Genomic DNA, 14152 nt, shown 5'->3' with positions numbered 1-14152 from the left:
TAAAGACATACAGTATCTATATACTGCAAAAAATTGAACATAAGACGCCGATACATTAAGTAATCCTTACCTTTTAATCTGCAGATTGGCGAAAGCAAATACAATAGCTTCAATTTTATGATAAGGGGGCTGGCGGAGTTTGTCAAGGAAGTTTTTTCGTTTCTAACGATTGTTAACATGCTGCAAAAAACTATGCAAGAGGTCTACCACTTTATTAGGTATTTGTGCAGTTATTGGTGTTATCAAGATACTCCCTAATCTTCTTCAAGTCCTCCCAGGCTAAACGTTTTTGTGCCGGTTGGCGAAGTAGGTAAGCTGGATGAAATATAGCGGCTGTGGTGATTGAATTGGACAAATATTGGTTAGTGTACGTATGAAATCTACCACGCAAATTCGATATAGTTTTTGTGCTGTCAAGAAGGCTATAACATGCGATTCCCCCGACCAAAATTAAAATTTGTGGTGAAACTAGTGCAACGTGTTTTTCGACAAATGGTCTGCACATATCAAGCTCTAGGTCGGTTGGCTTTCTATTGCCAGGTGGACGCCAAAATACAGTATTGCTTATGTATACCTTAGTGCGATCAAGATTGATTGCATTTAACATTTTATCGAGCAACATTCCACTTGCACCACAAAATGGTATGCCTTGAAGGTCTTCATTTGCTCCTGGAGCTTCACCAACGAGCATAACTTTTGCGTTTGGATTACCATCGGAAAAGACAGTATTAGTTGCAGTTTTTTTTATCTCACAACCTTCAAATGATTCAACTGCACTTCTTAGTTCATCCACACTATTACATTTGCTTGCAAGTTTCCTTGCTTCGATTATCCAGTCACTTGGAAACATGTCTTTTCCATCTTTAGTGTCACCCCAGCGCGTATCTGCATCTTTCTTCTTGGTCCCAGTTTGGATAACAGAGGGTTGTACACTCTCTTTGCTCTCCAATTTTTTCCTCTTCACCCTCTGTTAGTGTGCAATCAACACCCACTTCATGGTAAAATTTTAATAATTCTAGGTCTTTATTGCTCATAATGCTTTTTAACCTTTTGTGCTTTTTTCATGGCCATATCATACTTTAATTTAGATAAATGTCTAATATATAATATGCCGTTTAAGTGATCTAATTCATGCTGAATACACCTTGCAAGCCAACCACTAGCTTTTAGTGTTTGTTCTTCATTATCTAAGTCTTTATATTTCACAGTTAGATACTTTGGACGCTTAATTTCATGACTTTGCTCTGGAATTGAAAGGCATCCTTCCTTGAGAATTACTTGTTCATCGGATAATTCTGTAATCTCAGGATTAATCATGTAAAATTTGCCAGTTGAGCCATATCCTGCTGGCTCATTTTCAATCGTTTCTAGCTGAATATCCATAACAAAAATTCTCTTTAACACTCCAACTTGCACTGCAGCAAGGCCAAGACCTTCTGCATCATACATAGTTTCGAACATGTCGTTTACTAATTCTTTAATTTTATCGTTTATATCTGTTACTTCACTGGCACGTGTGATTAGTCTTTCATCAGGGGCAATTACAATTGGTAATATGGACATAAAAATTATAATTCTATGTTTTGCTTTTCCTTTTGTCCAGAATTTAGTGTATATTAAAATGTTGCTATATCTATAATAGAAATATAAATTATTAAAGGAAGCTACAATTTAAATGAAATTGCGTAATAAGGTTAACTAATGTACTCTGCAGTAATAGCAAAACCAAAGAGAAATGTTTTTGCTGTTTTAGACATAGGTACAACAAAGATTATTTGTCTAATCGTTAAGATAAATGGCAACTTCAGCTATAAAGTAACAGGAACGGGTTATAAGATTGCAGAAGGTGTAAACGGTGGATCAATAACTAATGTAAAACACGCAAATTACTCCATCTCATCAACTATAGGTTTAGCTGAACAAGTATCAGAAGAAACCATAGATCAGATATATGTGAACATTGCTGGATGTGGCATCTCATCTTTCAATGTACATAATGAAATTATTGCAGCTAACCATGAGATTTCTGAGCGTGATATAAGACGTGTAGTTTTTCAAACATTTGAGAAATATATTGAAGACAATGTTATCATTCACAATATACCACTAAAATATCACTTAGATGACATGACTGACATAAAAGAAGTTGGTGGATTGTACGGAAAAAGACTATCTGCTGATGTTAATGTTGTCACTGCTTCGCGTCCAGCGCTTACCAATATTGAAAACTGTATTACCAATAATGGTGGATTAAATATGGCAGGTTGTATTGCTTCTGCATATTCTGCAGGTCTTGCCTGTCTGAGTGGAGATGAAAAAGAGCTCGGGACTGCTATTGTTGATATAGGCGGTGGGTGCACTGCAATTGGAATTTTCAAAAGAGGGAAACTTGTGTATGCAAGCAGCGTTCCAATTGGTGGTGTTCATATCACTCGAGATATTGCTTACGGGCTATGCACAAGCATAGAACGTGCAGAGTATATAAAAATACTGTATGGCAGCACTATCGTAACTTCAATAGATGAGAATGAGTACATTACAATGCAAAACAACGAAAATGATGAACCTACTCAAGTATTCAAATCTGAGCTTATTAACATCATAAGACCAAGAGTTGAAGAAATACTTGAAATGGTAAGAGAGCAATTTCAAGAGCAGAAAGATCCAATTAATAAAGTAGTGATCACAGGTGGAACTAGTCAACTCACAAGCATGAAGGAAATTGCAGGCTATATATTCAATAAGCAAGTTCGAATTGGGTGCCCTGAGTCTTGTAGCGGTCTTGATGGCGAATATGATAAAAATCCTGTATTTTCTGCTGCTATAGGCTCTATAAAGCTAATAGTTGACACTTTTTATAAAAATAATTCTGGTATTTTAGGTCAGGATGGTAAAATGAGTAAATTGTATAATTGGGTTAAATCAAAAGTTACAGTCTAGATTTCTGTTTTACCACCTTTCATACAAATGACTTGACACTAGGATCCATAGGACTTATTTTTATAATATGTAAAATTATTATGTTTATGTACTTGCGAGTAAGCGTACCAATTACAATAAGACATGGAAAATATGAACATAACTATACACTCACAAGAAGATTTTGAATTTATGCGCAAGGCTGGCAGGCTTGCTGCTGAAACTCTTGATTTCATTGCACCGTACGTAAAGGTAGGGGTGACAACTAATGAATTAAATGATCTATGCCATGACTTTATAATTAATGCAGGTGCAATTCCAGCACCACTAAATTATAGGGGGTATCCAAAATCAATCTGCACCTCAAAAAATGCCGTTGTGTGCCATGGTGTTCCTGATGATACACCGCTTAAAGATGGGGATATTTTGAATATTGACGTTACGGTGATTTTAAATGGCTGGCATGGTGATACAAGTCGCATGTTTTGGGTTGGCAAGCCATCAATAAAAGCAAAACGTTTATGTGACGCTACTTATAATGCGTTGATGGAAGCAATCAAACAAGTTAAGCCCGGCAATAAGTTAAATGAAATAGGGCTTGCTATAGAGAAATATATTAGAGATTTTGGATATTCTATCGTACGCAGCTACTGCGGACATGGTATAGGAAAAGTCTTTCATGCTCCACCAAATGTAGTGCATTTCTATGATCAAGATGAAGATCTTGTCTTAAAGGAAGGTATGTTTTTTACAATAGAGCCAATGATTAATGCTGGAAAACATGAGACTCTGCTCAGTAAACTCGATGACTGGACAGTAACAACACGCGATCTTTCACTTTCTGCTCAATTTGAGCATACACTTGGAGTAACAAAAGATGGTGCTGAAATATTCACATTATCACCTAAGAATTGGCATTTCCCACCTTATAATTAGATTTTTTTAAATTCTGCTATACTGCAACTATACTTGGTTTACTTTGGGTAATTTTGAAGAAAGCTCACCCTTAATTTGCGATATAGCAACTAGCCCAATTAATGCACAGAAAATCATGTAAAAACTAGCTGAAGTCTCTTGTCCTGTAACCTTGATAATTGTTGTGCATATAAATGGTGCAAGGCCGCCAAAAAATCCAGCAGCTATATTTCTTGATAAACCAAATCCACTGTACCGAACCTTTGTTGGAAATAATTCGCACATAAGTGCACTGACAGGACCAAGCGATGCAGCTATTGGAATTATAAAAAGAATGTGTGCCAGCAAGTAATTGCCACTACATAACATTGAAAAAACTGGATAACTCACTATTACAAAAGCTATAAATGCAAATTTCATAACTTTTTCTCTTCCTACCTTATCAGAAAGTATTGCAAACAATATTGTCAATCCTCCGAGCGCAATTTGACTCAGTATTTCCACTATATGATTAAAATGAGTATTTACTGTTAATATTTTATTCGTAAGCACATTGAAAAATACCAAATATATATAGAGAGACGCATTTTCAACCAAGTCAATACCTATTGATATTAGAACAGGCTTTTTGTAATTGTTTAATAACTCTTTTAGTGGCAATTTAGACGGATTTTTTTGTCTTTTATACTCTGGGCTTTCATCAAGTATATATCTCACATATATGCTAATTAATCCCATTGCTAAACTGAAAATGAAAGGTAATCTCCACCCCCAAGATTCAAAATCAGATACTTTTTTGCATATGAGTACCGCTATCAGGCTTAATACTGAACCAAAAATTGCGCTTAATACTTCAATGCTGCCAAAAAATCCTTTTTTGTTTTTAGGAGCATGTTCTATTAAAAATGGTGCATTTCCTGCTTCTCCTCCAAGGGATATACCCTGCAATAGCCTTAAACAAACTACCAGAATTGATGCTAGTATTCCAATGCTTTGATAACCTGGAACAAAAGCAATTAATACGGTTGATAAAGTCATTAATATAATCGAGAGCAATAAGGCAACTCTTCTGCCATGTTTATCACCAATGTGACCAAATATAGCAGCACCGACTGGTCTCATTAAGAAACCCACTGCAAACACTCCAAAAGCCTTCAATACGCTGGTTAGTTGATCATCCGATGGAAAAACACACCACCTATTATGTTTATTAAGTGGCCAAAAAGCATGTGGTCATACCACAATAAAGTGTTACAAATCAAACTTGAAAATATTACTTTTGTTATTTGCTGCATAATTTCCCTATAGCCTGTTTGATCTTATATATAAAAAAAAATGTGAACGTTATGTGAATATTATATTAACAATATTAAACCTTGATTTTAATATTATTGCTCATATATTCCGATAAGATACCATATTTTGGCAAGAAAATCTATGTACATAAATAAAATTGATGTGAAGAGTAGAGTAGAGTAGGATATCTACACCAACTGTACTTAAATTTTTTGATATGACACACACTCCAGTTTTGTTAAAAGAGATGCTATCACTACTATCACCGCAGGATGGTGGCATATACGTGGACGCCACATTTGGAGCTGGAGGGTATAGCAAAGCAATATTGGAGTCAGCTGATTGCAAGGTATATGCAATTGATAGAGATGAAACGTTAACTAAGTTTTATGATGATTTAAGCGTTAGATATCCCGATAGAATAAAACTATTCATTGAGAAGTTTAGTAATATTAAAAGTATACTAAGCAGCGTTGAGCCATCTCCTGTCATCCCAGTACTTGATACTGGAAAAAATAACTGGTTACGCGCTGGAATGACATCAAACGGAGTGGATGGAGTGGTCTTTGACATCGGAGTTTCATCTATGCAGCTTGATAACGGAGATAGAGGGTTCTCATTTTTACATGATGGTCCACTCGATATGAGCATGGATAACTCTTCTTATATAAACGCTTCAACGTTTGTTAACGCTTTACGCGAAGAAGAAATCGCAAATACTATATATAACTACGGAGGCGAACGTCATTCTCGCAAAATTGCAAGAGCAATAATAAATGCACGGAAGAAGAAAACTATCAAAACTACATTTGAGCTTGCGGATATTGTACGTTCCGTGGTATTTCGTGGAAAAAGCAAAATTGATCCTGCAACCAGAACATTTCAGGCAATCAGAATATGGGTAAACGATGAGCTGGAAGAACTTGAAAAGGGTATTAAAGCTGCATCTGAGATTTTAAGTGAGAATGGCAAATTAATTGTCGTCACCTTTCATTCCTTAGAAGATCGTATAGTCAAAACTTTTTTTAAAGATTTATGTGCTACTGATTGCAAGACATTCTCTCTGCTAAATAAAAAAGTGATCGAAGCAAGTATAGAAGAAGTAAGTGCAAATCCGCGTTCACGCTCAGCAAAACTAAGAGCTATACAGAGGTTGTCGTGAGAACTTTCTGCATCATCTCAATAGTTATGTTTTTTCTTAGCATTGTAGGACTATTTAAGGTAAAATTACATGTTCAGTCGTTAGATAGAGAGCTAATAAAAATAAAAAGTGAAATTAATTTAGTACAAAGTGATATGAAAGTTTTACAAGCAGAATGGAGCTATTTGAATAATCCAAAAAGACTTGCAAGCCTTGTAAAGAAATACCTGAAAAATAACTCTTTAATACTGGCTAGCCAGGTTAAAAATCTTGACTCTCTAAATGGCCGCAGTGTGCTAGCACAACTTAAAATCCATGATCAACAGTGAGATTAAGTCTTATTTTTTACAGATGAGCACATCACAATAAAACTTACTTTGTATCCGTTCAGGATAGCGGCAAGGTAGTATAACCATAGAGTAAAAGTGAGTTTACAACAAATGGTGTCATCCCAGTGCTTGACACTGGGATCTAGCCTTTCCATAATCATCAAAAACATTGTATTTTAACGTAAAACAGCTATTTTTATGCTTACCAACTTAATAAAATTCCTGGATCCCAGTGTCTGGGCACTGGGATGACAAAGGAGAGCAGTGTCAGCTACTTGCATAACACCATTTGTTGTGCAACTTACTTTAGCATGAAATTGCTTGCGTAAGATTTTGGCAGCCTCTTAACATTTTTTGGCATTTCAATTATGTATTTAACGTTGCGTTTTTTTGCGTAGAATACTGCTTTTTCAAGAGAATCAAACTTTAATACAATCTGTTTTTTGGGATCTTTTGAGCCAACCCACCCCATCAAAGGTTCAATGTAGTAAGAGCCAGATTCAATTTTTAGGTGCCAGAAATTTGTATTACCTAAACCAGATTGTGTTGCAGTTCTTGTTGGTTTATAAATCCTAAAAACTACTTTATCGTCAATGCCCATAGTTCTTGTTAAATAAGCTTAAATATATATCTAAATAAATCCTTTCACAAACAATTAGTATGAAAGAATGAAGTTTGAAATAAATATTTTTATGTTATATTATTGTTAAATTATATTAAAAGGATTAGCTGAATAGGAGTAACCGATGACGCAACAGGAAATAGTAACAATTAATGCAGAGTTACGTGATATAACAAAAACAAAAGCGATGCATTCTCTAAGGAAGAAAGGAAACATCCCTGGAATCATATATGGAAAGGGCCATGATAATGTAAATTTGACATTGTCTGCAAAGGAATTCACAAAGCAATATAAGTCAGCCTCTCTTTCTGCACATTTGATAGAGCTGAATATTTCGGGCAAAAAGGAATATGCTCTTGTTCGCGATATCCAATTGCATGTAGTAAAGGATACTGTGCAACATGTTGATTTTCAGTTTGTTGATAAAGGCAGTGAAATTAAAATAGACATACCTCTATCATTTGTGAATGAAAGTAAAGCTCCAGGAATCAAATTAGGTGGAGTGCTTAATGTTTTGTGTCGTTCTATTGCTGTTAAATGCTCTCCTGATAAAATACCTCAGGTTATTGAAGTTGATTTATCCGGTAAAATGATTGGCCAATCTATACATATCAATGATGTAAAATTACCAGAAGGTGTTAAGTTTGTAGCTCATGAAGAAGAAAATTTTACCATTGTTACAATTTCTGCTGCCGATAGTGACGTTGAAGAACCTCAAGCAGAAACAGAGGAATAGTGCACCTGATAGTTGGGCTTGGTAACCCTGGTAGTCAATATGAGTTAACTCATCATAATATCGGCTTCATCGTAGTTGATACAATTTGCAAATATTGGAATTTCCATTCGTTCTCTAAAAAAGCCGATTATCTGATAACCTCTGGCATAATTAATGATAATAAAATTATGTTAATAAAGCCTTATTCATTTATGAATAATTCAGGCATCCCTGTTGCAAAAATACGAAACTTTTACAAATTATCGCTAGATAATATCGTTGTCATACACGATGACGCTGATTTGGAACTTGGAAGAATAAAAGTAAAGAAAGGTGGTAGTTCTGCTGGACATAATGGACTTAAATCCATAGATAGTTTTATTGGCAACGATTATTGGCGCTTGAGATTTGGAGTGGGTAGACCTAAAGATCAAAGAAGCTTAGCAGATTATGTGTTATCAAAATTTTCAAATTTTGATAATGTTACTCCCTTAGTGGAAAAAATAGCAAAAAATATACACTTAATGCTGCAAGGAGATAATACAGCTTTTATCAATTTGATTGTATAATATTACGAAACACAGGAAGTGTATGGTCCCAGAGTGTGATGGTGTGGATTTAGTATGAACAATTCAGGAGATTTTGTCCACTGTAAAGATATAAACTCAAAAGGTGTAAGACCCTTAAGAGTTTTGAGTCTTTTAGCATAATTGTAGGCCATAACAAAGTCATAAAGATGCTCTTTGAGTTGCTGGTGAGACTGATAGTAATACTTCTTAACAGTGGCATTCTTTAAAGTTTTGTTCATACGCTCAACTTGCCCATTTGTCCAAGGATGGCTAACTTTTGTTAGACGGTGTTCAATGTCATTTTCTTCACAAGCTCTATCAAATATATGTTGAAAAGCGTATTTATGGCGTTTTTGGTTGGTAAATTGTACACTGTTATCTGTCAAAATAGTGTGGATTTTATATGGTAAAATTTTAATCAAATTACGTAGAAACTCAGCAGCTATAGGTTTTGTAGCACTTTTATGCAACTCAACATACGTAAATTTGGATGTTCTATCTATTGCAACAAACAAATATAACTTTCCTTCTTCTGTTCTGACTTCTGCAATATCAATATGGAAATAGCCTATAGGATATTGTTTGAATTTCTTTTTTGGTTTAACTTCGCCATCAACATCTGGTAGTCTGCTAATGCTGTGCCTCTGTAAGCAACGATGTAGACTAGAGCGAGTCAAGTGTGGGATTGAGGTTTGCAAAGCGTAGAGACAATCATCTAATGGCAATAGAGTATGCTTACGAAATGCAACAATTACAGCCTCCTCTTCTAAAGTTAAAACAGTTGATCTTGCATGCTTCGGACCCATATCAGCGTCTTTGGCAAAAGACCGTTTTCTCCATTGAATGATAGTTTTTGGATTAAGGTTATAGTACCTGGAGAGTTTTGCTATGCTCTCTTTACTATTTTGTATTGCTCTACGAATTGTCTCTGTTGTTTTGGCGCACCCATGTAATATTTGTCCCATAATTCCTCCTTTGATGGTATTGTTTTCTCATATTTTATCATACCATCACACTCTGGGACCATACATCCCCCCCTCCCCCCCTAATTCCTATATCAAACCTTTCTTTACTAGATTATATAGTCAATATAAAAAGCCATATAAAATTGCTTCCACTGCTGCCATGAGGAAATTGCTTATTCTTGCTAACTCTTTAGTCAGAGATGACAGGGTTTTTACTGAGGAATATAACTCTCTGTCTGTTTCTATCTAAGAGCCAGTATAGCTGTGGATAAGCACGTTTATACAGATAAAAGTACTTATCCACAGCTACATCAATTTTTCTATTGACTTTTAACACAACTGCTGAACAGATACATTCGTCATCCCGCTACGTGTTAGCGGCCAAGATACCGCGGCGGTATGCCGTGGGAAACCTGACTTGCATTAGCTATAAAATAGTGATTTATATAAATCCCATAGCATGCCGAATGAAGCGTTTTTTGAGGAAATTTGAATTTTCAACTGCAATCAAGCCAAGATTTCTTAGTGCTTTAGCGCAGAATATTCTGTTGGAAAACATCCTATTTAATCCATCAGTTGCAAGCGCCATTGTAAAATTATCAAAGTATCTGTTACGTGAAATTTTCTTTAATAAATAACTACTGCCAACATCAATACCAGATGCTTTTGCGGCAACTACGTGCTTTATAATACTTTCTACATCTCTAATTCCAAGATTAAGCCCTTGACCTGCAACTGGATGAATTGAATGTGCTGCATCGCCGATAAGCAAAACTCTACCCTTATATAACTTTTTTGCGAAAACAAAACTTAAAGGATAAAGTTTTCTTTCACCCTCTAATTTTATCTCTCCTAAATAAGAACCAAATCTTTTTTTAAGCTCTATAATAAATTCTTCTTCAGACAGATCCATTAGCATTTTTGAAATTTCAGATTTTTCTGTCCAAACTATCGAAGAAGTATAGCCACCCTTCATCGGTAGAATTGCAAATGGACCGCCAGGGAAAAAACGCTCCACAGCTAAGTTTTGGTGATGCAGTTCATGCTTTACATTAAATACTATGCTACTTTGTTTATAGTCAAATTTCACTGTCGGTATAGAAAATAACTCTGGTAATTTAGAGTTTTTGCCTTCAGCACAGATAAGTAGCGATGATATTAATTCCTGGTTATTATCAAGAATCACTTCCACATATCCTGAATCACAAGCAATTGTTTTATAGGAATGTGGAGAGTATATATTCAGTTTATTTAGAAAATTATTGTTGATTGCATTCCATATAGTAGCATTGTTGATAACATAACCCATTGGCTCTTCGCTAACCATTTTATGATTGTAATGCACAGTAACCGCATCTAATATGCATATATCAAGTATTGGCTCAGCTTCACTTTCCACAAACTGCCAAATCCCTAACTTTTCCAATATTTTTTTCGAGCCTTGAGAAATAGCAAATGCTCGATTATCATCTACTACACGTGGTAGACTATTTTTTTCAATCACAGCTACAGACACAGAGTCACAACTGAGGCCAATGGCAGTAATAAGACCAAGTAACCCACCACCTGAAATGATTACATCATAATTCATTTTATTTACGCTAATTGTAAAATTATATTTTATCTGTTTTGAAAATAGTTTAAACAAACTTTATAGACAAAGACCTATAGCTAACCCAAGAAAGGTTTCCCTACGTCATACCGCGATTCATTCCATAGCTGTACGAATATTGCAATGTGGCACATAGTAAACGATGTCATGAAAGTAGCTGACACTGGAATTCAGAAAAAAGGATGATGTTATTCCAGTGCCTCTATGATGTCATCCCAGTGCTTGACACTGGGATCCAGCTTTTTCATAATCATCAAAATGTTGTATTTTAACATAAAACAGCTACTTTTATGCTTACCAACTTAATAAAATTCCTGGATCCCAGTGTCTGGGCACTGCCCACTGGTGGCCCAAACTACAACGTTCGTACAGTTGTGCGCGGTATAGATTCCGCTAACTAGTAGCGGAATGACGGTTTTTCAAATTGTCGGTAAACCTAAGCCACTTTAGCTATATCATCTTGAGAACACCTAAAAGTAAACTTCTGTAATAAAATGTTAATTACTTCATGCTAAGATAGATCTTATTTTATTAAAGGTATTAGTTTATGACTACAGATTGCAAAGCAAAAATGTTAAATTGCATTAGTAAGTACAGAGAAGAACTTGGAGAAAACAAAGCAGCAATCAAACAAACTTTAACTAATGATAAAATCAATATAAGCGATCACTTTTACCAGGGTGATAAAATCTGCAACGAAGAAATATTTAATGTAGGAGGCGAGTGTCAAGATACAAAACATGGTAACTCAGAATATACGTATGATGACTGGAAGCAAAAAATTGAAAAATCTCATGCTAAAGATTTGCTAAAAATGCTACAAGATAAAGCAAAAGACAAAATATTAAAGAGTTTTGAAGATTATGAAAAGTATCATGAAAATGCTGTTGAAGCTATAAAAAGAGAATTAGACATAGATTCGAAATTAAAGGCAATATTCAGAGAAAAGCAACAACCAGAAACTGATGAAACTCGAGCATATTATGACATTATACGAGGTTTGTATGAAAATGGAGACATGGATTCTCAATTAAAGTGCAGAGATCTTGATTGTTTTGATAGAACAATAAAGGATAATCTATCCCAAAAACAATCGGAATTAACTAATATAAAGAATAACTTTTTAGATGATACACAAAACATCTTTAAATATATTCAAGTTGAAGATAATATTTGATAGACGAATATCTATTTTATAGTAAAGAGGACAGACGAATTCTTAAAGTCTCTTTGCGTAAAGCTGTGTTTTTTTTAGAATTTTACAGCTATGCAATGTTTTACTGTTTCCAAAGCAATATCTTTATAAATTTTTGCCAAATCCTCACTTAACATTAAAGGATTTCCGCAATCAGAAGCATGGCATATTTGTGGATCTAGAGGAACTCTGCCTAGAAGTTTGATGCCCAGCTCCTCAGACATTTTTTTTGCACCGTCTTTTCCAAATATGTATATTTTTGAGCCGCTTTGAATGAAATAACTCATATTTTCTACAATGCCAATAACCGGTACGCTGAGCTTTGTAAACATATCATAAATTTTGCGAGCATCGATTAAAGAGAACTCCTGTGGAGTTGAAACTATTATCGCCCCAGTTAAGTTAAAATTTTCCATAAGACTTAAATGCACATCGCCAGTTCCAGGTGGTGTATCAACTATCAAATACTCTATATCGGACCATTTTGTTCCCATTAGCAGATTATAAAGTGCTTTTGTAATCATAGGTCCGCGCCATATTGCTGCACGATCTTTATCGATAAAATAGCCAATTGAAATAGTATGCAGTCCATACTTTTCTATAGGCATTGCTTTACTATCCTGTATTTCTGGCTTTAATTTTTCAGCGCCAAGCATTTTAGGAATTGAAGGACCATATATATCTGCATCAACCAGCGCAACTTTGTGTTTTAACTTTGCTAATGAGAGAGCAAGATTTAGCGCAACTGTGGACTTGCCCACACCGCCTTTACCAGAGGCCACAACGATTATATTTTTCACTCCTTCGATATGTAATTTAGCTTTTTGTTGCCCAGTTTGTTTTTGACAAGTAGCAACCACGGTCACTTTTGTCACCCCCGGTATAGCTTTAACAGCTTGCTCACAATTTCTTCTTAATTCTTCATTTGCTTGCGTGTTACCGGCAACTTCAAGCACAAAACCAACATCTTGACCTTTAATAATAATTGAGGATATTATGCCAAGAGCGATCACATCTTTACCGCTTTTTTGCTCTATGACTTTTTTTAAGTTCTCTCTTACAATTTTTTCGTTGATCATTAGCCTTTTAGGTGATTTCTTCCTGAAGTCGTTTAATCTCAGCTTGAGGAAGGCCGGTTGTCTGAGAGATAATATCAATAGAGATGTCAGCCTTAAGTAGGTTTTTTGCTACTTCAATCTTTCCCTCATCAAGTTTTTTAGCGAGGATGCCTTCTTCTTTCCGCAGATCCATTATTCTTTCTTCATATGCTACTAAATCTTTTTCATTCCAGCTAAACCTGTCTAATTCATCGTAGGCTAACTTTATTATTGGTGCTTTTTCTGCTATTTTCCTTAAGTCTTCTTCCGTAGTTTCATCTGCATATTGTTGTATAAGTGAAGAAGGTCGCCCCTCCTCACTCGACTTCAAAACCGTACGTGAGACTTTGCGCCTCATACGGCTTCTCTCCAATTTGGAGCTTTTCATGCACACCTCCTGTGTAATTCATCGTGACAATGTCCATGTAACAAAGATAAGTTTTTGATCATGTTGTTTCGTCTATTCCGGTCTTTGTGATGTATTTCTATTGTATCATCACTTTTAAACCATAGTCTACAATTATCACATTTACTTTGTTGTAACTTCAATAGTTTTATTACTCTTAATGGCTTATCTGGTATTTTTCTCAGACGTTTACCCCAATAAACCCAATCACCATCATATGGAGATCTGGTTTTTTGCACTTTGATATGTCGTTTAATAACATGATCGCTGTGTATAATAAAATGTATCTTGTTACTTGTCATAAAACGCCAGTTATCGTTATTATACTTTTTAAAGTATTTTCTTTTTATCCAGCATTTCCCTTTGTTTGG

Annotated in this window: 13 protein-coding genes and 3 pseudogenes; 7 read left to right on the top strand and 9 right to left on the bottom strand. The window is 35.2% G+C overall.

Annotated features, from left to right (window positions below; translation table 11 throughout):
* Positions 1 to 214 precede the first annotated feature (214 nt).
* Together OZD64_RS01450 and def are read right to left on the bottom strand one after the other, a co-directional pair.
* Positions 215 to 1034: pseudogene (locus tag OZD64_RS01450) on the bottom strand (uracil-DNA glycosylase).
* Positions 1024 to 1563 carry a peptide deformylase gene (gene def, locus OZD64_RS01445; protein ID WP_010962405.1) on the bottom strand — a complete coding sequence of 180 codons (540 nt, stop codon included), beginning with the start codon at positions 1561 to 1563 and terminating at the stop codon, positions 1024 to 1026. Before def ends, OZD64_RS01450 begins: the two are co-directional and overlap by 11 nt.
* A 138-nt stretch (positions 1564 to 1701) precedes the next feature.
* On the opposite strand from def, the gene ftsA reads away from it, so the two are divergent.
* Positions 1702 to 2940, top strand: a complete 1239-nt coding sequence (ftsA, locus tag OZD64_RS01440) for a cell division protein FtsA (RefSeq protein ID WP_010962406.1) — start codon at positions 1702 to 1704, stop codon at positions 2938 to 2940.
* Between the two features lie 132 nt (positions 2941 to 3072).
* Positions 3073 to 3855, top strand: a complete 783-nt coding sequence (gene map, locus OZD64_RS01435; protein WP_095742848.1) for a type I methionyl aminopeptidase — start codon at positions 3073 to 3075, stop codon at positions 3853 to 3855.
* 27 nt (positions 3856 to 3882) lie between these two features.
* On the opposite strand, the pseudogene OZD64_RS01430 reads toward map, so the two are convergent.
* Positions 3883 to 5129, bottom strand: a pseudogene (locus tag OZD64_RS01430) (MFS transporter).
* A 218-nt stretch (positions 5130 to 5347) separates the two neighbouring features.
* Here OZD64_RS01430 and rsmH point away from each other — a divergent pair.
* Positions 5348 to 6292, top strand: a complete 945-nt coding sequence (gene rsmH, locus OZD64_RS01420; protein WP_274999175.1) for a 16S rRNA (cytosine(1402)-N(4))-methyltransferase RsmH — start codon at positions 5348 to 5350, stop codon at positions 6290 to 6292.
* The gene (gene ftsL, locus OZD64_RS01415) at positions 6289 to 6600 is read left to right on the top strand and encodes a cell division protein FtsL (protein ID WP_274999174.1); all 312 of its coding nucleotides are present in this window, start codon (positions 6289 to 6291) and stop codon (positions 6598 to 6600) included. Before rsmH ends, ftsL begins: the two co-directional genes overlap by 4 nt.
* A gap of 301 nt (positions 6601 to 6901) precedes the next feature.
* Here the strand turns inward: ftsL and OZD64_RS01410 are convergent, their stop codons facing one another.
* Positions 6902 to 7201, bottom strand: a complete 300-nt coding sequence (locus OZD64_RS01410) for an NADH dehydrogenase ubiquinone Fe-S protein 4 (protein ID WP_038199688.1) — start codon at positions 7199 to 7201, stop codon at positions 6902 to 6904.
* A gap of 145 nt (positions 7202 to 7346) precedes the next feature.
* Between OZD64_RS01410 and OZD64_RS01405 the strand changes: the two genes are divergently transcribed.
* Together OZD64_RS01405 and pth are read left to right on the top strand one after the other, a co-directional pair.
* A complete protein-coding gene (locus OZD64_RS01405; protein ID WP_274999173.1) occupies positions 7347 to 7958 on the top strand; it encodes a 50S ribosomal protein L25/general stress protein Ctc in 612 nt (203 codons plus the stop codon).
* A complete protein-coding gene (gene pth, locus OZD64_RS01400; RefSeq protein ID WP_038199691.1) occupies positions 7958 to 8506 on the top strand; it encodes an aminoacyl-tRNA hydrolase in 549 nt (182 codons plus the stop codon). The genes OZD64_RS01405 and pth overlap by 1 nt, the downstream gene beginning before the upstream one ends.
* 2 nt (positions 8507 to 8508) lie before the next feature.
* Here pth and OZD64_RS01395 read toward each other — a convergent pair whose 3' ends face one another.
* Positions 8509 to 9471, bottom strand: coding sequence for an IS481-like element ISWpi4 family transposase (locus OZD64_RS01395; RefSeq protein ID WP_274999172.1), 963 nt, complete (start codon positions 9469 to 9471; stop codon positions 8509 to 8511).
* Between the two features lie 442 nt (positions 9472 to 9913).
* Entirely contained in the window at positions 9914 to 11062 is a 1149-nt protein-coding gene (ubiH, locus tag OZD64_RS01390) for a 2-octaprenyl-6-methoxyphenyl hydroxylase (RefSeq protein ID WP_010082229.1), read from the bottom strand.
* 568 nt (positions 11063 to 11630) lie between these two features.
* Here ubiH and OZD64_RS01385 point away from each other — a divergent pair.
* Positions 11631 to 12260 (top strand): hypothetical protein, encoded by a 630-nt coding sequence (locus tag OZD64_RS01385; protein WP_010082230.1) that lies wholly within the window; start codon positions 11631 to 11633, stop codon positions 12258 to 12260.
* A 74-nt stretch (positions 12261 to 12334) separates the two neighbouring features.
* Here the strand turns inward: OZD64_RS01385 and OZD64_RS01380 are convergent, their stop codons facing one another.
* The 3 genes and pseudogenes from OZD64_RS01380 to OZD64_RS01370 form a co-directional block, all read right to left on the bottom strand.
* Positions 12335 to 13357 carry an Mrp/NBP35 family ATP-binding protein gene (locus OZD64_RS01380; protein ID WP_274999170.1) on the bottom strand — a complete coding sequence of 341 codons (1023 nt, stop codon included), beginning with the start codon at positions 13355 to 13357 and terminating at the stop codon, positions 12335 to 12337.
* 7 nt (positions 13358 to 13364) lie between these two features.
* A pseudogene (locus OZD64_RS01375) lies at positions 13365 to 13664 on the bottom strand (hypothetical protein); the annotation flags it as partial.
* Between the two features lie 95 nt (positions 13665 to 13759).
* Positions 13760 to 14152: HNH endonuclease signature motif containing protein (locus OZD64_RS01370; RefSeq protein ID WP_218936979.1), on the bottom strand; the 393-nt coding region annotated here is incomplete at its 5' end.

Origin of the sequence: Wolbachia endosymbiont of Drosophila tristis (assembly GCF_028981745.1) — a bacterium.
GTDB lineage: Bacteria > Pseudomonadota > Alphaproteobacteria > Rickettsiales > Anaplasmataceae > Wolbachia > Wolbachia pipientis.
Note: the sequence above shows the minus strand (reverse complement) of the source record. Positions and strands in the feature narration are given on the sequence as shown.